General features: G+C 52.2%; 25 protein-coding genes and 1 riboswitch. Of the genes, 21 read left to right on the top strand and 4 right to left on the bottom strand.

Features of this window, described 5'->3' with window-relative positions:
* The first annotated feature begins 68 nt into the window (after positions 1 to 68).
* From ACVBDQ_RS09295 to ACVBDQ_RS09270, 6 genes are all read left to right on the top strand, one after another.
* Positions 69 to 428, top strand: coding sequence for a toprim domain-containing protein (locus tag ACVBDQ_RS09295; protein ID WP_011232472.1), 360 nt, complete (start codon positions 69 to 71; stop codon positions 426 to 428).
* Positions 425 to 742 carry a thioredoxin family protein gene (locus ACVBDQ_RS09290; RefSeq protein WP_011232471.1) on the top strand — a complete coding sequence of 106 codons (318 nt, stop codon included), beginning with the start codon at positions 425 to 427 and terminating at the stop codon, positions 740 to 742. Before ACVBDQ_RS09295 ends, ACVBDQ_RS09290 begins: the two co-directional genes overlap by 4 nt.
* A gap of 146 nt (positions 743 to 888) precedes the next feature.
* A complete protein-coding gene (locus ACVBDQ_RS09285; protein WP_025039296.1) occupies positions 889 to 1,236 on the top strand; it encodes a hypothetical protein in 348 nt (115 codons plus the stop codon).
* 73 nt (positions 1,237 to 1,309) lie between these two features.
* A riboswitch (SAM riboswitch) is annotated at positions 1,310 to 1,419 on the top strand.
* An 87-nt stretch (positions 1,420 to 1,506) separates the two neighbouring features.
* Positions 1,507 to 2,535, top strand: coding sequence for a methionine ABC transporter ATP-binding protein (locus ACVBDQ_RS09280; protein WP_021321764.1), 1,029 nt, complete (start codon positions 1,507 to 1,509; stop codon positions 2,533 to 2,535).
* On the top strand, positions 2,525 to 3,193 hold the full coding sequence (locus ACVBDQ_RS09275) for a methionine ABC transporter permease (protein WP_021321765.1): 669 nt from the start codon (positions 2,525 to 2,527) through the stop codon (positions 3,191 to 3,193). Before ACVBDQ_RS09280 ends, ACVBDQ_RS09275 begins: the two co-directional genes overlap by 11 nt.
* Positions 3,194 to 3,208: 15 nt before the next feature.
* A complete protein-coding gene (locus tag ACVBDQ_RS09270) occupies positions 3,209 to 4,060 on the top strand; it encodes a MetQ/NlpA family ABC transporter substrate-binding protein (RefSeq protein ID WP_014196684.1) in 852 nt (283 codons plus the stop codon).
* A 127-nt stretch (positions 4,061 to 4,187) separates the two neighbouring features.
* Here the strand turns inward: ACVBDQ_RS09270 and ACVBDQ_RS09265 are convergent, their stop codons facing one another.
* On the bottom strand, positions 4,188 to 4,379 hold the full coding sequence (locus tag ACVBDQ_RS09265; protein WP_014196683.1) for a hypothetical protein: 192 nt from the start codon (positions 4,377 to 4,379) through the stop codon (positions 4,188 to 4,190).
* A gap of 580 nt (positions 4,380 to 4,959) precedes the next feature.
* On the opposite strand from ACVBDQ_RS09265, the gene ACVBDQ_RS09260 reads away from it, so the two are divergent.
* The 7 genes from ACVBDQ_RS09260 to ACVBDQ_RS09230 all read left to right on the top strand — a co-directional run bounded on the left by ACVBDQ_RS09260 (position 4,960) and on the right by ACVBDQ_RS09230 (position 11,429).
* Complete coding sequence (locus ACVBDQ_RS09260) at positions 4,960 to 5,322, top strand: carboxymuconolactone decarboxylase family protein (protein WP_031205993.1); 363 nt, start codon at positions 4,960 to 4,962, stop codon at positions 5,320 to 5,322.
* A gap of 254 nt (positions 5,323 to 5,576) precedes the next feature.
* The gene (gene sufC / locus ACVBDQ_RS09255) at positions 5,577 to 6,356 is read left to right on the top strand and encodes a Fe-S cluster assembly ATPase SufC (protein WP_014196681.1); all 780 of its coding nucleotides are present in this window, start codon (positions 5,577 to 5,579) and stop codon (positions 6,354 to 6,356) included.
* 17 nt (positions 6,357 to 6,373) lie between these two features.
* The gene (gene sufD, locus ACVBDQ_RS09250) at positions 6,374 to 7,684 is read left to right on the top strand and encodes a Fe-S cluster assembly protein SufD (RefSeq protein WP_014196680.1); all 1,311 of its coding nucleotides are present in this window, start codon (positions 6,374 to 6,376) and stop codon (positions 7,682 to 7,684) included.
* A complete protein-coding gene (locus ACVBDQ_RS09245) occupies positions 7,681 to 8,901 on the top strand; it encodes a cysteine desulfurase (RefSeq protein WP_021321769.1) in 1,221 nt (406 codons plus the stop codon). The genes sufD and ACVBDQ_RS09245 overlap by 4 nt, the downstream gene beginning before the upstream one ends.
* A complete protein-coding gene (gene sufU / locus ACVBDQ_RS09240; RefSeq protein WP_013144310.1) occupies positions 8,891 to 9,340 on the top strand; it encodes a Fe-S cluster assembly sulfur transfer protein SufU in 450 nt (149 codons plus the stop codon). Before ACVBDQ_RS09245 ends, sufU begins: the two co-directional genes overlap by 11 nt.
* 6 nt (positions 9,341 to 9,346) lie before the next feature.
* A complete protein-coding gene (sufB, locus tag ACVBDQ_RS09235) occupies positions 9,347 to 10,744 on the top strand; it encodes a Fe-S cluster assembly protein SufB (protein ID WP_011232461.1) in 1,398 nt (465 codons plus the stop codon).
* 484 nt (positions 10,745 to 11,228) lie between these two features.
* Positions 11,229 to 11,429, top strand: a complete 201-nt coding sequence (locus ACVBDQ_RS09230; RefSeq protein WP_223810853.1) for a transposase — start codon at positions 11,229 to 11,231, stop codon at positions 11,427 to 11,429.
* A gap of 836 nt (positions 11,430 to 12,265) precedes the next feature.
* Here ACVBDQ_RS09230 and ACVBDQ_RS09225 read toward each other — a convergent pair.
* On the bottom strand, positions 12,266 to 12,418 hold the full coding sequence (locus ACVBDQ_RS09225) for a distal tail protein Dit (protein WP_110107825.1): 153 nt from the start codon (positions 12,416 to 12,418) through the stop codon (positions 12,266 to 12,268).
* Positions 12,419 to 12,576: 158 nt separating this feature from the next.
* Here ACVBDQ_RS09225 and ACVBDQ_RS09220 point away from each other — a divergent pair, with 158 nt between their 5' ends.
* Positions 12,577 to 13,527, top strand: a complete 951-nt coding sequence (locus ACVBDQ_RS09220; RefSeq protein WP_020278432.1) for a hypothetical protein — start codon at positions 12,577 to 12,579, stop codon at positions 13,525 to 13,527.
* 110 nt (positions 13,528 to 13,637) lie between these two features.
* On the opposite strand, the gene ACVBDQ_RS09215 is transcribed toward ACVBDQ_RS09220, so the two are convergent.
* Together ACVBDQ_RS09215 and ACVBDQ_RS09210 are read right to left on the bottom strand one after the other, a co-directional pair.
* Positions 13,638 to 14,153 (bottom strand): LysE family translocator, encoded by a 516-nt coding sequence (locus ACVBDQ_RS09215; RefSeq protein WP_050436455.1) that lies wholly within the window; start codon positions 14,151 to 14,153, stop codon positions 13,638 to 13,640.
* Positions 14,154 to 14,360: 207 nt separating this feature from the next.
* Positions 14,361 to 14,510, bottom strand: coding sequence for a homoserine/threonine efflux protein (locus ACVBDQ_RS09210; RefSeq protein WP_014196672.1), 150 nt, complete (start codon positions 14,508 to 14,510; stop codon positions 14,361 to 14,363).
* Positions 14,511 to 14,705: 195 nt separating this feature from the next.
* On the opposite strand from ACVBDQ_RS09210, the gene ACVBDQ_RS09205 reads away from it, so the two are divergent.
* The 7 genes from ACVBDQ_RS09205 (at position 14,706) to ACVBDQ_RS09175 (ending at position 21,840) form a co-directional block, all read left to right on the top strand.
* Positions 14,706 to 15,554: a DUF72 domain-containing protein gene (locus tag ACVBDQ_RS09205; RefSeq protein WP_031205997.1), complete on the top strand. Its 849-nt coding sequence runs from the start codon at positions 14,706 to 14,708 to the stop codon at positions 15,552 to 15,554.
* 19 nt (positions 15,555 to 15,573) lie between these two features.
* A complete protein-coding gene (locus tag ACVBDQ_RS09200) occupies positions 15,574 to 16,461 on the top strand; it encodes a sulfite exporter TauE/SafE family protein (RefSeq protein ID WP_021321775.1) in 888 nt (295 codons plus the stop codon).
* A gap of 17 nt (positions 16,462 to 16,478) precedes the next feature.
* Positions 16,479 to 17,861, top strand: a complete 1,383-nt coding sequence (locus ACVBDQ_RS09195; protein ID WP_446663185.1) for a bifunctional metallophosphatase/5'-nucleotidase — start codon at positions 16,479 to 16,481, stop codon at positions 17,859 to 17,861.
* A gap of 61 nt (positions 17,862 to 17,922) precedes the next feature.
* On the top strand, positions 17,923 to 18,225 hold the full coding sequence (locus tag ACVBDQ_RS09190; protein WP_011232452.1) for a YunC family protein: 303 nt from the start codon (positions 17,923 to 17,925) through the stop codon (positions 18,223 to 18,225).
* Between the two features lie 53 nt (positions 18,226 to 18,278).
* The gene (yunB, locus tag ACVBDQ_RS09185; RefSeq protein WP_011232451.1) at positions 18,279 to 19,025 is read left to right on the top strand and encodes a sporulation protein YunB; all 747 of its coding nucleotides are present in this window, start codon (positions 18,279 to 18,281) and stop codon (positions 19,023 to 19,025) included.
* 634 nt (positions 19,026 to 19,659) lie between these two features.
* Positions 19,660 to 20,856: an ABC transporter substrate-binding protein gene (locus ACVBDQ_RS09180; RefSeq protein WP_025039318.1), complete on the top strand. Its 1,197-nt coding sequence runs from the start codon at positions 19,660 to 19,662 to the stop codon at positions 20,854 to 20,856.
* A 105-nt stretch (positions 20,857 to 20,961) separates the two neighbouring features.
* Positions 20,962 to 21,840: a branched-chain amino acid ABC transporter permease gene (locus ACVBDQ_RS09175; RefSeq protein ID WP_011232449.1), complete on the top strand. Its 879-nt coding sequence runs from the start codon at positions 20,962 to 20,964 to the stop codon at positions 21,838 to 21,840.
* The last annotated feature ends 15 nt before the right edge of the window (positions 21,841 to 21,855 follow it).

Here is a 21,855-nt window from a genome sequence, read left to right as displayed (position 1 = left end):
TTTTCAACATTTGGCCGGCGCAAGACATACAATAATAGTATCCTCATTTGAAGTTAGGTGGGTCGGACATGCGACGCGTGGAAAAAGTGATCATCGTCGAAGGGCGATCAGACAAGCAAAAAGTGGCGGCGGTGCTGAACGAACCAGTCGTCATCGTCTGCACAAACGGCACGATCAGTGATGCGCGCCTTGAGGAGCTGGCCGATGAGCTGGAAGGATGCGATGTATACGTCTTGGCCGATGCCGATGAGGCGGGAGAAAAATTGCGCCGGCAGTTTCGCCGCATGTTTCCAGAGGCGGAGCATCTTTACATTGACCGGGCGTATCGCGAAGTGGCGGCCGCTCCGCCTTGGCACTTGGCGCAAGTGCTGTTGCGCGCTCGTTTCGACGTCCGCATCGAATCGCTCATGAGGGGAAGAGGCGAGTGAAAGCGATCGACCGAAACGATGTCATGCGAGTGGTGGAAGTCGAGCCGCTTCTGGCCCTTTACTTGTATACCCCGCTGTGCGGCACGTGCCAGCTGGCGCGGCGGATGCTCACGGTGGTGGAGCAGTTGTTTCCGGCGCTGCCGTTTTACGAAACGGACATCAACTATATCCCTGAGCAGGCCGTTGCGTGGAAAATTGAAAGCGTTCCTTGCCTGCTTCTTTTTAGGGACGGAACGGTCGCAGGCAAGTGGTATGCCTTTCATTCCGTTCCGTATTTGTACGAAGTGATTCAAGCCTGCTTGCCGTCCCGATGATTCGCCTTTTTTTGACGCTGTTTGACACATTTCTTGGGAAATGACAAAAACGGCGCTCGTTCGTCAACGGGTTGTCGAGATTTTTGTAAAGGATTTCTCCTCTTCAGGTGGAAGTGAAAAAAATAAAAATGGGGGAGGGGATATCCATGGAAATGCGTGAATTAGTTGGGCAGTTCGTGGAACGGATGCAAGTGTTGCGCCATTTGGTGCCGATTTTGCCGGATGAGCAGCTGTATGTTCGGTTTGAAAGCGATGACGAAACCGCCTTGCTGTTGATCGGCAAGGAATCAGCCGCTAGAGGGATGGAAAACGATGAACGGAAAACATTGACGGTGCGCGGTTCCAAAGAGGCGCTCGCGTCCCTGCTGAACGGCGAACTGAAGCTGCAGCAGCTCGTCCGGTTGCGTGAAGTGCACGTGTCAGGAAGCTTCCGCCAGCTTTTGCTTCTTGAATCGCTCCTCCATTTGGCCAAGCCTTATCGGGACGTCGGATAAAAAAGATGTTGACACGCTTCGACAGACAATGATACAATCACATTCGTAGTCAATTGAATAGGCGATTGTTGCGCTCTTATCAAGAGAGGTGGAGGGATGTGCCCAATGAAGCCCGGCAACCGTCAGCGCATGTGCTGAAATGGTGCCAATTCACACAAAGCGGCCTGCTTTGAGAGATAAGAGACGGAATGGTGCACAATACCTTTCTGTTCTCTGCGGGCAGAAAGGTTTTCTTTTTGCGCTCTGCCGCTTGGGGAGGAAGGTGAAACGATGATTACACTCGAACAAGTGACGAAAATCTATCAAGCGGCCAACGGTTCGGTCACGGCAGTCGACAATGTGTCGCTTGAGATTCGCGAAGGGGAAATTTTCGGCATTATCGGCTACAGCGGCGCTGGGAAAAGCACGCTCATCCGCTTGCTCAATGGGCTCGAGAAGCCGACGAGCGGCCGGGTGGTCGTCGCCGGGCGCGATATGACGCGCGTGAAAGGGCGGGAGCTGCGCAAGGCGCGCCAAGAAATCGGGATGATTTTCCAGCATTTCAACTTGCTTTGGTCTCGCACAGTCAGGGAAAACATTGCCTTTCCGCTTGAAATTGCCGGCGTCCCGAAAGAGGAGCGGAACAAGCGGGTGGATGAATTGATCGAGCTTGTCGGCCTTTCCGGGCGCGAGGATGCCTACCCGTCGCAGCTGAGCGGCGGGCAAAAGCAGCGGGTCGGCATCGCCCGGGCGCTCGCCAACAACCCGAAAGTCTTGCTGTGCGACGAGGCGACATCGGCGTTGGACCCGCAGACGACCGATGCGATTTTGGACTTGCTCGTTGACATCAACAAGCGTCTCGGGCTGACGATTGTGCTGATCACCCATGAAATGCACGTCATCCGCAAAATTTGCGACCGCGTTGCGGTGATGGAAAGCGGCCGAATCGTCGAGCAAGGCGAAGTGTTGCATGTGTTCCGCAACCCGCAGCAGCCGATTACGAAACGGTTCGTCAAGCAGCTGATCGAGCCCGAGGAGACGGAAGAGGCGATTTCCCATTTGTTTGGCCAATACCCGAGCGGGCTGATCGCGCAGCTGACGTTCGTCGGCGCGGCAGCCGGAAAGCCGCTCATCAGCCAGGTCGTGCGGCAATTTGCCGTCGATGTCAACATTTTGCAAGGGAAAATTTCGCAAACCCATCAAGGCGCCTATGGGGTGCTGTTTGTGCACCTCGACGGGGCGAGGGATGAAATCGACCGGGCGCTTGACTATATTCAACGCCAGCAGGTGGCGGTGGAGGTGATTCACGATGCTCGCTAACCTCCTGCCGAACGTGCAATGGGAGACGGTGTGGGCGGCGACGGTCGAGACGCTGTATATGACGGGAGTGGCGGTGGCGGCCACTTTCGTCCTCGGAATCGTTCTTGGCTTGCTTCTATTTTTGACAGCGAAGGGCAACCTATGGGAAAACCGGTTTGTCAATACCGTGGTTGCGGCGTTTGTGAACATTTTCCGCTCTATTCCGTTTATTATTTTGATCATTTTGCTCATTCCGTTTACAACATGGCTCGTCGGGACGATGCTTGGCGCCAATGCGGCGCTGCCGGCTTTGGTCATTGGGGCCGCGCCGTTTTACGCCCGCATGGTCGAAATCGCTCTTCGCGAAATTGATAAAGGCGTCATCGAAGCAGCCCAAGCGATGGGCGCCTCAACGTGGACGATCATTTGGAAAGTGCTGCTGCCGGAGTCATTGCCGGCGCTTGTCTCCGGCATTACGGTGACGGCGGTGTCGCTCGTCAGCTATACAGCGATGGCTGGAGCCATCGGCGCCGGCGGGCTTGGGAACTTGGCGTATTTGGAAGGGTTCCAGCGCAACCATAACGATGTGACATTTGTCGCAACCGTATTGGTGTTGGTCATTGTATTTATCATTCAGCTGATCGGTGACTTTGTCACTTCGAAAATCGATAAACGATAAAGGGGGAAACAACTGATGAAGAAATGGTTGGGTGTGTTGCTCGCCGCCATTCTCGTGCTCGCTTTGGCGGCATGCGGCGGCAACAATAACGACAGCGCGGAAGGCGGCAAAGACGGCAAATTGGTGAAGTTGAAAGTCGGTGCGTCGAACGTGCCGCATGCGGAAATTTTGGAAAAAGCGAAACCGATTTTGAAGAAAAAAGGCATCGACTTGGAGATCATTACGTTCCAAGATTACATCTTGCCGAACAAAGCGCTGGCTGAGAAGCAAATCGACGCAAACTATTTCCAACACATTCCGTATTTGGAATCGCAAAAGAAAGAGTACGGCTATGATTTCGTCAACGCCGGCGGCATTCATATCGAGCCGATCGGCTTATACTCGAAAAAATACAAAAGCATTGAAGAACTGCCGGACGGCGCGACGATCATCATGAGCAACTCGGTCGCCGACCATGGCCGCATTTTATCGATGCTGCAAGAAAAAGGGCTCATTAAATTGAAACCGGGCGTCGATAAAACGAAAGCGACAGTCAATGACATCATCGAAAATCCAAAGCATTTAAAATTTAAGGCCGATGTCGACGCCGGGCTTCTGCCGCAAATTTACAAAAACGGCGAAGGCGATGCGGTGCTGATCAACGCCAACTATGCGCTTGACGCCGGTTTGGACCCGGCGAAAGACCCGATCGCCGTTGAGTCGCCGAAAAACAATCCGTATGTGAACATTATTGCGGTGCGCAAAGGCGATGAAAACCGGAAAGAAATCAAAACGCTTGTCGAAGTGCTGCAATCGAAAGAAATCCAAGATTTCATTAAAGAAAAATACCACGGCGCCGTCATTCCAGCGGCGGAAAACAATCAATAACGGGAGCGTTTCGCTTCCGTTTCTTTTTTGTCCCCAAAAAGCCGCTCCCCTTAAACGAAAAGAAAGCAGCAAAGGTTAAAACGATTCTGAATCCGAGGGCGCCGCGGCCGACCTGTTTCTCCGCTCTTCATCGGCCGTTCAAACGCGCCAGTACGGCGGCGAGCATAACGATGATGACGCAGTTTTGCAGGACGATCACAGCCGTTAAGCTGAAGGCGCCGTCTCCCTGTTCACCGAGGGTGTTGCCGATGATGATCCACGTCAAAAACGAAGCGAAAGCGGCTGTTAAGGCAAAGACAACCCAACGAATCAATCGCATTTCCCCCTTTTGTATTGATGATGGAAGTTGAACAGAACAGGCGGTTTTCATCATGACGTTCCATCTATGATCGCGAAACGGTGGTGTTTCCACACCCTTTCAATACCATTCGTTGTTTAATTTCGTTTTCCTTCATCCTATTTCGCGCAGGAGACTCCCACTTCAACGACCAAAGGGAGTAAGTGGGAGAGGAATGCTCGTTCCCCCTTTCTTTTGTGTATGATAGAATAAAGACGTGGAGAAAACTGTTAAATAAAGGCACTCCAATAACGGCTGCTCGATGTATGGAGTTGGTTGCAGGAAACGCTGCAACCGTAAAACATCGAGCGTAGGTCCGTCTGTTGTGTGTGGAAGCCAAGTACTGCCAACAGACACACCGAGAGAATCGGTAACGATGCAGGCATGACCTGCGTCGTTGGGTAGTCGTCAACCTGCCCCCTGATGCAACCCCAAGTCAAGGAAGGAGGACGAAGTCCGTTTGCACTTCTGGGGAGTTGCAAGCCCCCACTTCAAGCGTTAGCGAAGTGGGGGTAGTTGACGCATACTAACAGCAGAAACGAACAAAGGGAGGAAAATGATGATGAACAACGGAACACATGCATCGGTCGAATCCGCGCTTCATCGCTACAAAGAGGGAATTGGGGCGTTCACCAAAAAACTTCCGAATGTGGCCGAGCGGTTTAACGCGTTTACGGAAGCGTGCTTTGCCGAGGGAGCGCTGTCAAAAAAAGAAAAACAATTGATTGCCCTCGGCATCAGCTTGGCGGCGCAAGACGAGTATTGCACGATTTACCATACGAAAGGATGCCTTGACGAAGGAGCGTCGGAACGGGAAATTTTGGAAGTATGCGCGGTGGCGGCCGCGTTTGGCGGCGGGGCGGCGATGAGCCAGGCGGTGACGCTCGTGCAGGAATGCCTCCGCGAGCTGCGGACAGCCCATTAGACTCCGGCAACGGGGTCTTTTTTTTTGCAAAAGCTCGTACAAACAGCCCGTTTTCGTGTAAAATATAAAAAGCGCTGTCCCTTTTTCCTGTTTTTCTCCGTTTAGTTGCGTCTACATAGTGAAAAAGGGGGCGGAATAGTTGCGCATATTTTTCATTTGTTATAAGATTGTAATGAGAATAAAATGAGAATGAGCGTCCGCTGGGTCAACAGCGAGCGATGACTATTTTCAAGCAGAAATTGGAGGTATGCTGCATGGCAGTGTTGACGATTCAAAATCTCCACGTTGCGGTGGAAGGGAAAGAGATTTTAAAAGGGGTTGACTTGGAAATCAAAGGCGGGGAAATCCACGCCATCATGGGTCCGAACGGAACGGGGAAGTCGACGCTGGCATCGGCCATTATGGGCCATCCAAAATATGAAGTGACAGAAGGATCGGTGACGCTCGACGGCCAGGATGTCCTTGAGATGGAAGTCGACGAACGGGCGCGCGCCGGCCTGTTTTTGGCGATGCAATACCCAAGCGAAATCAGTGGAGTGACGAACGCCGACTTTTTGCGCGCTGCGATCAATGCCCGGCTTGGCGAGGGCAACGAAATTTCGCTCATGAAATTCATCCGCAAGCTCGATGAAAAAATGGCGTTTCTCGAAATGAACCCGGATATGGCGCACCGTTACTTGAACGAAGGATTCTCGGGCGGGGAGAAAAAGCGAAATGAAATTTTGCAGCTGATGATGCTTGAACCGAAAATCGCCATTTTGGACGAGATCGACTCCGGATTGGACATTGACGCGCTGAAAATTGTCGCCAAAGGCGTCAACGAAATGCGCAGCAGCGAATTCGGCTGTTTGATCATCACTCACTACCAACGGTTATTGAACTACATCACGCCGGATTACGTGCACGTCATGATGCAAGGGCGCATCGTCAAATCCGGCGGTCCGGAACTGGCGCAGCGGCTTGAGGCGGAAGGGTACGACTGGATCAAAAAAGAGCTTGGCATTGAAGACGAAACGGTCGGACAAGAAGCGTAAGCGTTAGGAGGAGGATTATGGCGACAGAAACGAAAATCCCATTCGATGAAACATACATCCGCACGTTCTCAAGCGGGCGCGGCGAGCCGGACTGGCTGACGGCGCGGCGCCTTGAGGCGCTTCGGCTGGCGGAGCGGCTGCCGCTTCCGAAACCGGAGAAGACGAAAATCGACAAATGGAATTTCACCGAGTTCGCCCGCCACACGGTCGACAGCGCGCCGTATGATGGTCTTGACGATTTGCCGGAAGCGGTCAAGGCGCTCATCGAGGCGGGCGAAGGAACGAAAAACTTGTACGTGCAGCGCAACCATACGCCGGCGTACGTGTCGCTGTCCGATGAATTAAAAGAAAAAGGCGTCATTTTCACCGACATCTTCACAGCAGCGCGCGAGCATGGCGATTTGCTGAAAAACTATTTGATGACGGCGGTCAAGCCGGATGAGCACCGCCTTGCCGCGCTCCATGCGGCGCTGCTCAACGGCGGTGTGTTTGTCTATGTGCCGAAAAACGTGGAGATTGAAACGCCGCTTCAGGCGGTCTATATTCAAGACGAAGACGATATCGCCTTGTTCAACCATGTCATCGTCGTGGCGGAAGACAACAGCCGCGTCGTGTTTGTCGAAAATTATATATCGGCAAGCCGCGAAGGAAACGCGGTCGTCAATGTGGTTGCCGAGGTGTTTGCCCAAGCGAACGCAAGCGTCTTTTTCGCCGCTGTCGACCATTTGGCCAAAGGCACAACGACGTATGTCAATCGGCGCGGCATCGCCGGGCGCGACGGACGGATCGAATGGGCGCTCGGGCTGATGAATGACGGCAACACGGTCTCCGAGAACATCACCCGCCTTGTCGGCGACGGCTCGTTCGGCGATACGAAAACGGTCGCGGTCAGCCGCGGCGAGCAAGTGCAAAACTTTACGACGAGCGTCATTCATTACGGAAAGCATACAGAAGGCCACATTTTAAAACACGGCGTCGTCCGCGACAGCGCGACCTCGATTTTCAACGGCATCGGGAAAATTGAGCACGGCGCGTCAAAATCAAACGCCGAGCAGGAGTCGCGCGTCTTGATGTTGAGCGAAAAAGCGCGCGGCGATGCGAACCCGATTTTGCTCATTGATGAAGACGACGTCATGGCGGGCCACGCGGCATCGGTGGGACGCGTCGATCCGATCCAATTGTATTACTTAATGAGCCGCGGCATTCCGAGACGCGACGCGGAACGGCTCATCATCCACGGCTTTTTGGCGCCGGTCGTCGAGGCGATTCCAATTGAAGGCGTGAAAAACCAATTAATTGAAGTGATTGAAAGGAAAGTTCAATCATGAATGTAAACGACATTCGCGCGTTGTTTCCAATTTTGCATCAGGACGTCAACGGCCATCCGCTCGTTTATTTCGACAGCGCGGCGACATCGCAAAAGCCGCTGCCGGTGATTGAGGCGCTTGACCGCTATTACCGCGAGTACAACTCGAACGTCCACCGCGGCGTCCATACGCTCGGGACGAAGGCGACGGACGCGTACGAAGGCGCGCGCGAAAAAGTGCGGCGGTTTTTAAACGCCCAATCGGCGCAGGAAATCATCTTTACGCGCGGCACAACCGCTGCGCTCAACTTGGTCGCTGCAAGCTACGGGCGCGCCAACGTCAAAGAAGGCGATGAGATCGTCATCACGTACATGGAGCATCACAGCAACTTGATTCCGTGGCAGCAGCTGGCGAAGCAAACGGGGGCGACGTTAAAATACATTCCAATGCAGGAAGACGGCACGATCGATCTGCGCGATGTCGAGGCGACCGTCACCGAAGCAGCGAAGATTGTCGCCATTGCTCATGTATCGAACGTGCTTGGGACGATCAACCCGGTGCGGGAGATCGCCCGCCTCGCCCATGAGCGCGGGGCGGTCGTCGTCGTCGATGCGGCGCAAAGCGCTCCGCATATGAAGGTCGATGTTCAGGAACTTGATTGCGATTTTCTCGCCCTTTCCGGCCATAAAATGTGCGGGCCGACGGGAATCGGCGTATTATATGGCAAAAAGAAATGGCTTGAGCAGATGGAGCCGGTCGAGTTCGGCGGCGAAATGATCGATTTTGTCGAGCTGTACGACTCAACGTGGAAAGAGCTGCCGTGGAAGTTTGAAGGCGGCACGCCGATCATCGCCGGGGCGATTGGCCTTGGGGCGGCGATCGATTTCCTTGAACAAGTCGGCTTGGACGCCATCGCCGCCCATGAGCACGAGCTGGCGCAATATGCGCTTGAACGAATGGCGGACATCGACGGCGTCACCGTCTATGGCCCGAAAGAACGGGCGGGGCTTGTGACGTTTAACATCGAAGGGGTGCATCCGCACGATGTGGCGACCGTTTTGGACGCAGAAGGGGTCGCCATCCGCGCCGGCCACCATTGCGCCCAGCCGCTCATGAAATGGCTCGGCGTGACGGCGACCGCCCGGGCGAGCTTTTACCTTTACAATACGAAAGAGGAAATCGACCGGTTCATCGCCGCATTACAGAAAGCGAAGGAGTACTTCAGCCATGTCTTCTAACCATCCGTTGGACCAGCTTTACCGCCAAGTCATTATGGATCATTATAAAAACCCGCGCAACCGCGGGGTGCTTGAGGGCACGAACGTCGATGTCAACATGAACAACCCGACGTGCGGCGACCGCATCCACTTGACGATGAAAGTTGAAGACGGAAAAGTCGCCGACGTCAAATTTGAAGGGGAAGGCTGTTCGATTTCGATGTCGTCGGCGTCGATGATGACGCAGGCGATCAAAGGGAAAACGGTGGAAGAAGCGCTTCGGCTCGCCCACATTTTTTCCGACATGATCCAAGGGAAAGAGTACGACGATTCCGTCGACCTTGGCGACATCGAAGCGCTCCAAGGCGTTTCCAAGTTTCCGGCCCGCATCAAATGCGCGACGCTCGCGTGGAAAGCGCTCGAAAAAGGGCTGCACAATCATGAACATGAAGGAAGGTGAACCGAGATGGCGAAAAAAGCACCGGAAATCGGTGAATACAAGTACGGCTTCGTCGACAAGGACGTCTCCGTCTTCCGCGCCCAGCGCGGCCTGACGCGTGAAGTCGTCGAAGAAATTTCGCGGATGAAAAACGAGCCGCAATGGATGCTCGAGTTCCGCTTAAAAGCGCTCGACATCTTCTACAGCAAACCGATGCCGCAATGGGGCGGCGACTTGTCAAGCCTCGATTTCGATGAAATTACGTACTACGTCAAACCGACGGAAAAATCGGGCCGCTCATGGGATGAAGTGCCGGCGGAAATTAAAGCGACGTTCGATAAATTAGGGATTCCAGAGGCGGAACAAAAATATTTGGCCGGCGTCTCGGCGCAATATGAATCCGAGGTCGTCTACCACAACATGAAAGAAGACCTCGAAAAACTCGGTGTCATCTTTAAAGACACCGACTCGGCGCTGAAGGAAAACGAAGACTTGTTCCGCGAGTATTTCGCCAAAGTCGTGCCGCCGACGGACAACAAATTTGCGGCCTTGAACTCGGCCGTCTGGTCGGGCGGTTCGTTCATCTACGTCCCGAAAGGCGTCAAAGTCGATACGCCGCTTCAGGCGTACTTCCGCATCAACTCGGAAAACATGGGGCAGTTTGAACGGACGCTCATCATCGTGGACGAAGGGGCGCACGTCCATTACGTCGAGGGCTGCACGGCGCCGATTTACACGACGAACTCGCTCCATAGCGCGGTTGTTGAGATCATCGTCAAAAAAGGCGCGTACTGCCGCTACACGACGATCCAAAACTGGGCGAACAACGTCTTCAACTTGGTGACGAAGCGCGCCGTCTGCGAAGAAAACGCGACGATGGAATGGATTGACGGCAACATCGGCTCGAAGCTGACGATGAAATACCCGGCCGTCATCTTAAAAGGCGAAGGGGCGCGCGGCTTGACACTGTCGATTGCCATCGCCGGCAAAGGGCAGCACCAAGACGCCGGGGCGAAAATGATTCATCTGGCGCCGAATACGTCGTCGACGATCGTCTCGAAGTCGATCTCGAAACAAGGCGGCAAGGTGACGTATCGCGGCATGGTCCATTTCGGCCGCAAAGCGTCCGGCTCGCGCTCGAACATCGAATGCGATACGCTCATTCTCGACAACCAGTCGACATCGGATACGATTCCGTACAACGAAATTTTAAACGACAACGTGTCGCTTGAACACGAAGCGAAAGTGTCGAAAGTGTCGGAAGAGCAGCTGTTCTACTTGATGAGCCGCGGCATTTCCGAGCAGGAAGCGACGGAAATGATCGTCATGGGCTTCATCGAGCCGTTCACGCGGGAGCTGCCGATGGAATACGCGGTCGAGATGAACCGCTTGATCAAATTCGAGATGGAAGGAAGCATTGGGTAAGCTTGATGAATCAAGGGTGGAGCGTTCGCTTGGGGGTGCTTCCCCCACAAAACGCCCACATGATCGACGCAGGGCAAAACAAGGGAGCGGCCGGCGCTTATTCTCTCCGGTGGTCTCTGGAAGCGTCAAGGCCGCCCTGCAGGCCATTTCCTCCCTCATGGGAGCATGTTTTTAGGGGAGCGCTCTTTTTTGGGCGCTCCCCTGTCATTGATTTCAAATGCCAGGCGGCTCTGTTCAGCCGTGTACGATCTCTCGGCTTAGTAGCCTTTTTAGGCGTGAAGTTAGCAGCCATGTATTAAAAACATGGATTTTATTCATTTTTCCCGATAGGGACTACGAAAGAGATGTTTAAGTTAAGTGCAACTTTTTATTGACAAATAATTTTTTTCTACAATTAAACTGTAGATGAGCATTTTTCACTACAATAATTTCTATGGTTAAAAGAGACAAACAGAGACCCTCTTACACGATGCGGAACTGTTTTTTGACTACATCAATGGTCATATCCTCCTATTCGCCACAGCTGAACCCGATCGAGCACTTGTGGAAATGGCTGAAAGACACCGTCATTGCCAATGTGTTTCATCAAGATCGAAACGATATCGCCCAAGCCATTGCTCGGTTTATGGATGACATCCATGAACGCCCGGAGGAAGTGCTGCAACGCTTGGGGTGTGCAGGATGACTGAGAAACTCACTCTTCATGTTGTATGTATATACTTACATTCTACAGGAAAGGTGCTCTTTTTTCTATGATGTGGATGGGGATTATCGGTTAATCAACACGCCTGAAAAAAGAGGTGTTCAACAGCAACAAGAAAAAGGCATGACTAATCTAAATCATTATAAGGTAGGTGGCATTTTATTTTTATGAAACTTATATTTTCTGGAAAAAGTGGAATATTCATAAAGGTTCTCTTGTTAGTTATTTCATGGTTTATTATTTTATTCAGCTTGATGATTCAAAATTCTGATGCGTTCATTTATTGGTTTAATCCAAGCGTAGTATCCATTAGCGATGAAAGGTATTTTTATACTTTAGTGCCTACCTTTTTTAATATTCTACTTTTATTTTTCCAAATTAAGTTTTTGGGGGTTAGAGAGAGAAAAACAACTATCTACAAAATCTTGTTTGTTACGCTTGTCATTAATACTATATTGTTTTTATATTATGCTATTTATCAATTTTTTGGATAAATCCAAAAACAATTATTGGCGTGTTAACACAACATGTACATGGCAAGCGAGGTGTTTTCTTAATCCGCCAGTGATGTGTGATTTACTTATTTTTCCTATGGGTGCAAGTAAGATATGATCTAAAATCGTCAAGTACAACTTTTGTTAAATAGCCAAATTATTTATTGAATAACAGTATGAGTAACATCATTGCTTGATTTTGCAATATTTCGCCAACGCTCTGAACGAAATCTTTCAATGTTTGATGGATCGCATTGAAACCTTATACGAATGCTTGGATACAAGTAGAGGCATTTCATGATTATCTTGTTGACAAAAAAGGTTTCAACAGTTATGAAACTTGTCCGACTCGTCTTCGAAGATGAGTGGCTTTGGCTCTCCCTTGTTTAGCTTCCCAGCCAAGAAACGTTTCAGTTCAAAAAACGAAAGACCGCTTGCTCGGTGAACCGGTTCCGGTGGTTGAACCGGCACTGGCATGATTTCGAGCAAATAGGCTAATAATGGAGGTAACAAGCTTGTCACTCCTTCTTTGTTTTGGCTGTTGAGTGTGTGGTTACCTCAATGATGGCCGAAAACAATGGGGGTGGCAAGCTTTTTTTCTTCCGACCGTTGAAACTCAAGGAAAAACCGTGAGTGTGGAGGATAAACTTTTGACAATACCTTACGGTGAAGAGGGTGGCTTATCATTGAAACGGATCCTCCGTTATGTTTTGTTGTGTACAATGCTAGCTGGCTGCGATCATCAGGAGATGAATTTACAGGCTCATCATTTGGATGCAAAAAGACAAGGTTTTGATCAAGAAGAGATAGAAAATCTCATTAGAGAGCCGGAAAACGCCAATAAAGTCAACCGACAGCTCAAAAACAAGGAGGCTGCGGCTTTCTTTCGGCTGGGGATGACGAAAGAAGAGATTCGTCACTTGGATCGGGAGGAGATGGATTTTTTTCGCGCGAGAAGTGCGGCGAATCAATGGCATGAGCTCGATGAACAAACGGTGAAGGAGATTTTCAAGAAACAGGCGGATCATCCAATGATCCGATGCCATATCGAGAAACAGAAATTATGCACCGCGTCCACGATTTACACCGATCAAAAAAAGAACATCATGGAATTGACCATATCCGTTTCCTTGTTAAGTCGAGAAGAGCATCGATATGCCGTCGTCTTGTCGTATGAATGGCTTATCGATCCGAAAGAAAAGGAGACGGATTTTTACGGGATTTTGACGACTGAAAATGCGGTTGTCGATTATCATCAGCTTTATAGCTCCTACAAGACGTATCGGGATGCGTCTCACGTCAGCATACAACATAGTAGGAAACCTTACCAATCTTCTGTTGTAGGGTATATGATCAAAAATTCTCTGCACAAGGAAAACAACCGCCACTTTGGATATGTGTATTCTGAAATTGTCCCTTCGGATCACGCGCAAACGTATATGGATGTTGAGGGATTTTATGTTCATGCTAATCGGACATGGAGAGAAAAGGATTTGTTTTCTTTCCAAGATGTTTATAACTGGAATGAAAAGGCTGACGCGGTGATGTTCAAGTCTCCGGTGATCCGAATCTCCATCCGGCCGTGATGAAGCGGGATGGAATGTTTTGTTTCGAGGGAGCGCTCTTTTTTGGGCGCTCCCCTGTCATTGATTTCAAATGCCAGGCGGATCTGTTCAGCCGCGCTCAGTCTTCCTGTTTAGCGCTGCACTTTTTCAAGCGCCAATTTGATGCCGAACCCGATCATCACCGCGCCCGTGATGCCTTCAATCCATTTCTTCGTTTTCGGCCGCTTCATGAAGTCGCTGATATAATGGATGAAGGAAATGTAAAACAAAAACCATATCGCGGTCATCGCCGTATAAGCCGCCCCCATTAGGAGAAACGGAGCGAAGGAGTGCGCGCCGGGCGCCACGAACTGCGGCAAAAACGTTAAGAAAAAGGCCGCCACTTTCGGATTTAAGAAATCGGTCAGAAACCCTTGCTTGAAGCAGGCGGTATGTTCTCCTCCTCCTCTGATGTCCGTTTCCACACTGGGGGCTTCGCCTTTTTTCATGACCCCATATAATGCCTTAGCGCCTAAATACGTTAAGTACACAGCACCCACATACTTCAGGATCGAAAACAGCAAGGCCGATTGCATAATGACGGCGGAAAGCCCGAGCGACGCCGCGGCGGTGTGGAGAAACAAGGCGCAGCAAACCCCTATATAGATGCAATTTAAAGCTTTAACATTTTTCGTTTTGACCGGTCATTTCATCCAACTGTCGAGTGACCGAACAACACCGCTTAAAGACCCATGAATGGGTCTTTAAGCGAGTCGTTGTTCGGTCTTCCGTCACGCCTTAGCGTGACGGAGGCAAGCCTACGGCTTGCCTTCGACAGTCAAAAATGGATGAGCCACTTTTCCGTCAAGGATATGTTAAACGATTTCGTTGCATCTATATAGTGCGGTTTTCAAGCCGCCGATCTTCCCTGCGGAAATGGTGTTTTTGGTCACCACCGCTGTGTCGGGGCCGGGCAGCACAATCAAAAATATCGATAAGAGAAGAAACGGGTACAGATGGATCATTGGACAGCCCTCCCATTGTCAGAATGTTTCGATGGGTATCATTGTATCGCAATCGTTCCTCGATTGTAAATTATGGATGTTATGAATCTATGAACTGCCATTGCCCTTGATGGTGCGGCGGTCATTTTTATTTCGCGCCGCCCGCGCTTATGGTATAGTGAAGATAGCTGGAAATCGAACGAATTGGTGATCGTGATGATTTACATCGGACTGACTGGTTGGGGGGATCATGACAGCCTCTATCCGCCAGGTCTTGCGGCGAAAGACAAGTTGCTGGAATACGCGGCCCATTTTCCGACGGTCGAGGTCGATTCGTACTTTTACGCCATTCAGCCGCGTTCGAACGTGGAAAAGTGGATTCGCGAGACGCCGCCGTCGTTTCAGTTTATCGTGAAGGCATACCAAGGAATGACCGGGCATGAGCGCGGCCCGATTCCGTATGAAAGCAAGGAAGCGATGTTTGCCGCGTTTTTGGACTCGATCGCGCCGTTTCAGGAAGCGGGGAAGCTGGCGATGGTGCTGTTTCAGTTTCCGCCGTGGTTTGACTGTCGGCGCGAGCATGTGGAGTACTTGCGCTGGGTGAAAGCGCGGATGGGGGAGGTGCCGGCGGCGCTCGAATTTCGGCACCAATCGTGGTTTTCGCCGCGCTTTTATGACAAAACGCTTCGCTTTATGGAAGAGGAAGGGTGGATTCACGCGATTTGCGACGAGCCGCAGGCGGGGGAAGGGTCGGTGCCGACCGTTTTGCATCCGACCGACCGGGAAAAGACGCTCATCCGCCTGCACGGACGGAATGTCCACGGCTGGAACAAGGCGACGGCCGGCGAGAACTGGCGGGCGGTCCGCTACTTGTATCGATACAACGAGCGCGAGCTGCGCGAGTGGGCGCGCCATATCGAGGCATTAAAGCAAAAAACGAAACAAATTTACGTGCTGTTTAACAACAACTCCGGCGGCGATGCCGCTGACAACGCCAAACAATTGATCGATTTGCTTGGCATTGAGTACACGGGCCTGGCGCCGCGGCAGCTTGGTTTGTTTTGAAGCGGGGGGGAGAGACAAAATGGCGTATATGTTGCTTTTTTTGATCGGCTTTATCGCGGGGACGGTGGGCAGCTTGGCCGGCCTTGGCGGCGGGGTGATCATCGTGCCGGCGCTTCTGTTTTTCGGCGCGCTCGGCTGGCTGTCGGCGGTGACGCCGCAGGTCGCGGTCGGCACGTCGCTTGTCGTCATTATTTTCAATGGCTTATCGTCCACATTGTCGTATATGAAAGACAAAATGGTCGACTATCAAAGCGGCTTGCTCTTTTGCCTTGGCAGCGTTCCCGGGGCGGTCATCGGCGCTTGGGTGAACAATACGCTGAGCGCCGCTCATTTTTCATTGTATTTTGGGCTGTTTTTAATCGCCATGTCGCTCTTTTTGTCGCTGAGTCAAAAGAAAACGAAGCGTTCGGCTGACGAGACGGCGGCGGCGAAAGAAAACGGGGTCGAACGAACGGCGGCGGAGCAGGCGCGGCCGGCGCCGTGGTGGAAACGGCGTGTTGTGCGAACGTACACGGACCGAAACGGTGAGGTGTTCACATACGGCTATCAGCCGCTCATGGCGGTCGCCATCGCGTTTGTCGTCGGCTTTTTCGGCGGGTTGTTTGGCATTGGCGGCGGCTCGCTCATGGTGCCGGCGATGATCGTGCTGTTTCGCTTTCCGCCCCATGTGGCGGTCGCCACGTCGATGTTGATGATTTTTTTGTCCTCGCTCGTCGGCTCTCTCACCCATGTCGCGATGGGAAACGTGCAATGGTCGTTTGCCCTGGCCCTCATTCCTGGGGTGTGGATCGGGGCGAAAACCGGAGCGTGGATCAATAAGCGGATGCCAAGCCGGACGCTTGTCGTCGTGCTTCGGATGGTGCTCGTTTTGCTTGGCCTTCGGCTTGTGATCGAAAGTTTTTCGTAACCAAGGAGGCTTGCGCATTGAAGCAAACCGTCTATATTTATCATACGAACGACGTGCACAGCCATTTTGAACATTGGCCGCAAATCGCCCGCTTTTTGTCAGAACGGAGAAGGGAGCATCGCGCGCGCAACGAGGCGATGCTTTTGTTTGATGTGGGCGATTTTCTCGACCGCGTGCACCCGATTACCGAGGCGACGCGTGGAAAAGCGAATGTGGACTTATTGAACGATCTTCACTATGATGCGGTGACGATCGGCAACAACGAAGGGATCACCCTTGATCATGATGAACTGGATACGTTGTACGAACAGGCTCGGTTTCCGGTCGTTGTCGCCAATTTGTTTCGCCGCGATGGCGTGCGGCCGCATTGGGCGTTGCCGTATGTCGTCATCCCGGCGACGGAGACGTTTCGCATTGGGGTGGTTGGCGCCACCGCTCCGTTTTCTCACTTTTACGAGCTGCTCGGCTGGAAGATCGTTCCGCCGTTTGACATGTTGGCAGCGGCGGTGGAGGAAGTGAGGCAAAAGGCCGATTGCGTCGTTGTGCTGTCTCATCTTGGGGTGAATGAGGATGAAAAAATCGCTGCGACGATCCCAGGCGTGGACATTATTTTAGGCGCTCACACCCACCATGTGTTTCCAGAAGGAAAAACATTGAATCAAACACTGCTTTGCGCGGCGGGGAAATACGGAAAATATGTTGGGGTGGTCAAGCTGGAGATTGACCAAAACCGGCTGTCCAGGGCATCCGCGACGGTCGTGGATGTCGAACCATTGCCCCGCTCCGAGGCGGTCGAGCGCCATCTTGTTTGTCTTGAGCAGGAAAGTTTGGCGCGGCTTGAAGCGGAACAAGTCGCCGTGCTCCATGATGACTTGCCGCTTGACTGGTTCGCCCCGTCGCCGCTTGGGAATTTGCTTGCTTCCGCTTTGCGTGAGTGGTGCCAAGCGGACATCGGCATGGTCAACGCCGGCGTGCTGCTTGCGCCGCTTGCGAGAGGACCGGTGACGAAAAAAGATTTGCATCGCATTTGCCCGCATCCGCTCAACCCGTGCAAGGTGAAGCTGCGCGGCGCGGAGCTCAAAGAGATTATCCTTGAGGCCAACACGGAACGGATGAAGCATTGGCAGTTTAAAGGGTTTGGCTTCCGCGGCGAAGTGATGGGGGAAATGGTGTACGACGGCGTGGACATCGAGGCCGGGCTCGAGGAGGACGGTCAATGGCATATCCGCCGCATTATGATCAACGGCGAGCCGCTCAATCCCGAGCGCACGTATGAGGTGGCGACGACCGATATGTTTGCGATCGGCCACTTTTATCCGCAAATTCAGCGGGCGGCGGAAAAAACGTATTACATGCCGGAGTTTTTGCGCGATCTTCTCGCTTGGAAATTGGCCCAATAGGCAGGCACTTCTTTTTCCATGCTTCATACATTGGAGTATGGAAAGGAGAGTGACTGCGGCGATGGTCGAAGTGAAGCCGATCATCATTGACGGACATCCGTTTATTGCTGTGTCCGTCCAGCTGCCGAAAACGAATTTGTTGGCGGTGGCGGGTGAAAAAGGGTACATTATGTGCGGAGCGCTCGATGTGGCGCTGTTGAATGAGAAATTGCGCGATCGCGGCATTATCGCCGGGCGGGCGGTCGGGGTGCGTACGATTGAACAGCTGCTCGAGGCGCCGCTCGAATCGGTGACAGTCGCCGCTTTGGAGCTCGGCATTGAAGAGGGAATGAAAGGAAGAGAGGCGCTGTTGAAAATGCGGTGAAAAAATCCCTCCTTGCAAGCATACATATAGCTTGTAAAGGAGGGATTTTCATTTTGTTGCGCCCCCGATTCGTGCGGAAGGGGCCGCTCCCGTTCCGCTATGTGTTTTTATTGACGTTCGTTTTTTTTATGTTCTCGACGGCGGTAAGCCTTTGGATTGTCAATAAAGGCATTAAGCCGGTGCTCATGGAGATTGCGGAAACGGAAACGAAGCGGATTGCCAACTTGGTGATCAATAACGCCATTGAGCAGCAGTTTCAAAAAGACAACCCTGAATTTCGGCAGCTGGTCACGGTTCAAAAGGACGAAAGCGGCAAAATTGTGTCGGTCGATTTTGACACCGCGGTGATCAATCGCATCTTATCGGAGACGGATGATCATGTGATGGAAAGCTTAAAGGCGGCGACAGAAGGACGGCTTGAACGGATGGTCCTTCCCGAAGTCGAGTCCGGAACTGGAAACAGCCGCGGCATCATTTATTACATTCCGCTTGGAAAAATCACGGATAATGCCCTCTTGGCCAACCTCGGCCCGCGCATTCCGGTGCAGTTTCAGATCGTTGGCAATGTCGACTCGGAAGTGACGAAAGAAATTCGAGCGTATGATATTAACAGTTTTTTTATTGAAATTGATATTCATGTATCGGTCGACATCCAAGTCGTCATTCCTTTTGCATCGAAAATTTCCAATGTGACAACAGATATTCCAGTTGTGATGCGCTTTATTCCGGGAGAAGTGCCGCAATTTTACAACAAAAACGGCGGTCAAGTCGGCCCGTCCATCCAGCTTCCGAAGCGGTAGTGGGAAAGGCTGTCAATGCGCGCCTCTAAAAGGCCGGCGACTGTCATCTTCCTAAATCGATCGTTCTCGTTCGACTGTCGAAGGCAAGCCAAGGCGTGACGGAGGATCGAACAACCGCCTGCTTCACAGACCCATATATAGGTCTTTAAGCGGCGTTGTTCGGTCGCCCGACAGTCGATCAAATACTCGGGTAAAAGCTGCAAATGGCAAAGCTTCAAATTGCATCTATATAGTTCCGTTAGGTTGACGGGTGCCCGCGTCAGCCGTTGGGAATGGTTTTGACAGAAACATGGAAATGTTATGCAAAAAAAGTGTTCTTCCCGGCGAAGGGGCTTTGGCTGTTTCTCTGGCGTTTGTCAAGAGGAAACAGCTTTTTTTGTTTTTCAAATAGAAAACAACTAGACGAGTTGGTTCGAATTTTGTAATATTATATTAAATTGAAAATAGTTTTATTATTTACATAGCAGTTTGAGAGGGGGAATGAACGGCCGGCATCGGAAGGCATGCATCAGTTTGCGGCGCCATCCGGCGCGGCGCACGAGCGCACAAGGCAGACGGACTCTATCGATATAGTATGCAGAAAAAGGTGTGCGCTCTGGTGACAGAACATTTTGAACAATGGGGGGAACAAGAAATGAAGAAAAAAAGAGCAGCAGGTGTCTTTTTCTCATTGATGCTGACGGCGGGTCTTTTGGCCGGCTGCGGCGGCAACCAGCAAGGAGGCAGTTCTTCAGGCGGAAACAGCGGCGGAGGCGGGGGCGGCGATGTGATTAAAATCGGCGCCAACCTTGAGCTGTCCGGCGGGGTCGCGTCATACGGCCAGTCGATTGCGGAAGGGCTCGACTTGGCGCTTGAGGAAATCAACAAAGAAGGAATCAACGGCAAAAAGCTGGAGTTGGTGAAAGTCGACAACAAATCGGAAGCGGCCGAAGCGACGAACGGCGCGATCAAGTTGATCAGCCAGGATAAAGTCGTCGCCATCATCGGCTCGGCGACGAGCACGAACACGCTCGCTCAAGTGCAAGTCGCCAACGACAATAAAGTGCCGCTCATTACGCCGACAGGCACGAACCCGACGATCACGAACAAAGACGGCAAAGTGAACGAGTTCGTCTTCCGGACGTGCTTTATCGACCCGTTCCAAGGGACGGTGGCGGCCAAATTCGCCTTGAACGAACTGAAAGTGAAAAACGCGGCGGTGTTGATCGACAGCTCGAGCGACTATTCGAAAGGGCTGGCCGCTTCGTTTAAAGACGCGTTCACGCAAGGCGGCGGCAAAATTGTCGCTGAAGAGGCGTATGTCGCGAAAGACACCGATTTCCGTGCGACGCTGACGCGCATAAAATCAAAGAATCCAGAGTTCATTTTCCTGCCGGGCTATTATGAAGAAGTCGGCCTCATCGTCAAGCAGGCGCGCGAGCTTGGCTTGAACGTGCCGATCATGGGCGGCGACGGCTGGGATTCGCCGAAGCTGGTCGAGATCGCGGGCAAAGACGCGTTGAACAACACGTACATCACGAACCATTATTCGTCGGGCGACCCGGATCCGAAAATTCAAGAGTTTGTGAAAGCCTTTAAAGCGAAATACAACAAAGCGCCGGATGCGTTCAACGCGCTTGGCTATGATACAGCCTACTTCCTGGCCGACGCCATCAAGCGGGCCGGCAGCGCCGATCCGGTGAAAATTAAAGACGCGCTGGCGCAAACGAAAGATTTGCAGCTCGTCTCCGGCACGCTGACGCTCAATGAAAACCATGACCCGGTCAAATCGGCGGCCATTTTGGAATACAAAGACGGGCAGCAGCAATTCAAAACGAAAGTGAATCCGTAATGAAAGGCTGGATGGATGCATGGACGGGGGAGGCCCCTAAGGGGCGCCCTCCTGTCCGGCATTTCTTTTGGTCAACGACGAGTTTTCGTTAAGGAGCGTGCGATCATGGAACTCATTCAACAGCTGGTCAACGGCATTTCGCTAGGCAGCATTTATGCGCTCATCGCTCTTGGCTATACGATGGTGTACGGCATTGTTCGGCTCATTAACTTCGCCCATGGCGACGTCTTTATGGTCGGTTCATTCGTCGGTTTTTATGCCGTAACGATGCTTGGTGTCGGCTTTTTCCCGGCGCTTTTGCTGGCGATGGCCTCTTGCGCCGTGCTTGGGATGATCATCGAGCGGATTGCCTACAAGCCGTTGCGCAATGCGGCGCGCATCGCAGTGCTCATTACGGCGATCGGCGTATCGCTCTTGATTGAGTACGTCACGATTTATTTGCGCGGGGCCCAGCCGGAAGCGTATCCGAGCACGCTGCTGCCGGATCGGAACTTGAAGCTGTTTGGGGTTGTCATCAGCAGCCAGTCGCTGTTCATCCTCGGCACGTCCCTCGTTTTGATGATTCTTCTTCAGTTCATCGTTCACCGGACAAAAATCGGGAAAGCGATGCGCGCTGTTTCCCATGATGCGGAAGCGGCCCGGTTGATGGGAATCAACGTCGACAACACGATTTCGGCCACGTTCGCCATCGGTTCAGCGCTCGCGGGGGCGGCAGGCGTTATTTTCGGCATTTATTATACAAAAATCGAGCCATTGATGGGCATTCTTCCCGGATTAAAAGCGTTTGTCGCCGCCGTGTTGGGCGGAATCGGCATCATTCCGGGAGCGATGGTCGGGGGGCTTTTGCTTGGCGTCATCGAATCGCTCGTCAGCGGGCTCGGCTACTCGCTTTGGCGCGACGGAGTGGCGTTTGTCATTTTAATTCTCATTCTCATTTTCCGGCCGGCCGGATTGTTTGGCAAGAACGTACGAGAAAAAGTGTAAAGGATGGTAGGGGAC

It is taken from the genome of Geobacillus sp. CCR (genome assembly GCF_052906625.1).
The sequence above is the reverse complement of the archived record's forward strand: the minus strand, read 5'-3'. Positions and strand labels throughout refer to the sequence as shown.

Coding starts and splice junctions, on each gene's coding strand:
- ACVBDQ_RS09295 (WP_011232472.1), top strand. CDS start 69: ATGCGACGCGTGGAAAAAGTGATCATCGTCGAAGGGCGATCAGACAAG.
- ACVBDQ_RS09285 (WP_025039296.1), top strand. CDS start 889: ATGGAAATGCGTGAATTAGTTGGGCAGTTCGTGGAACGGATGCAAGTG.
- ACVBDQ_RS09280 (WP_021321764.1), top strand. CDS start 1,507: ATGATTACACTCGAACAAGTGACGAAAATCTATCAAGCGGCCAACGGT.
- ACVBDQ_RS09275 (WP_021321765.1), top strand. CDS start 2,525: ATGCTCGCTAACCTCCTGCCGAACGTGCAATGGGAGACGGTGTGGGCG.
- ACVBDQ_RS09270 (WP_014196684.1), top strand. CDS start 3,209: ATGAAGAAATGGTTGGGTGTGTTGCTCGCCGCCATTCTCGTGCTCGCT.
- ACVBDQ_RS09265 (WP_014196683.1), bottom strand. CDS start 4,379: ATGCGATTGATTCGTTGGGTTGTCTTTGCCTTAACAGCCGCTTTCGCT.
- ACVBDQ_RS09260 (WP_031205993.1), top strand. CDS start 4,960: ATGAACAACGGAACACATGCATCGGTCGAATCCGCGCTTCATCGCTAC.
- sufC (WP_014196681.1), top strand. CDS start 5,577: ATGGCAGTGTTGACGATTCAAAATCTCCACGTTGCGGTGGAAGGGAAA.
- sufD (WP_014196680.1), top strand. CDS start 6,374: ATGGCGACAGAAACGAAAATCCCATTCGATGAAACATACATCCGCACG.
- ACVBDQ_RS09245 (WP_021321769.1), top strand. CDS start 7,681: ATGAATGTAAACGACATTCGCGCGTTGTTTCCAATTTTGCATCAGGAC.
- sufU (WP_013144310.1), top strand. CDS start 8,891: ATGTCTTCTAACCATCCGTTGGACCAGCTTTACCGCCAAGTCATTATG.
- sufB (WP_011232461.1), top strand. CDS start 9,347: ATGGCGAAAAAAGCACCGGAAATCGGTGAATACAAGTACGGCTTCGTC.
- ACVBDQ_RS09225 (WP_110107825.1), bottom strand. CDS start 12,418: ATGCCAGTGCCGGTTCAACCACCGGAACCGGTTCACCGAGCAAGCGGT.
- ACVBDQ_RS09210 (WP_014196672.1), bottom strand. CDS start 14,510: ATGATCCATCTGTACCCGTTTCTTCTCTTATCGATATTTTTGATTGTG.
- ACVBDQ_RS09205 (WP_031205997.1), top strand. CDS start 14,706: ATGATTTACATCGGACTGACTGGTTGGGGGGATCATGACAGCCTCTAT.
- ACVBDQ_RS09200 (WP_021321775.1), top strand. CDS start 15,574: ATGGCGTATATGTTGCTTTTTTTGATCGGCTTTATCGCGGGGACGGTG.
- ACVBDQ_RS09190 (WP_011232452.1), top strand. CDS start 17,923: ATGGTCGAAGTGAAGCCGATCATCATTGACGGACATCCGTTTATTGCT.
- ACVBDQ_RS09180 (WP_025039318.1), top strand. CDS start 19,660: ATGAAGAAAAAAAGAGCAGCAGGTGTCTTTTTCTCATTGATGCTGACG.
- ACVBDQ_RS09175 (WP_011232449.1), top strand. CDS start 20,962: ATGGAACTCATTCAACAGCTGGTCAACGGCATTTCGCTAGGCAGCATT.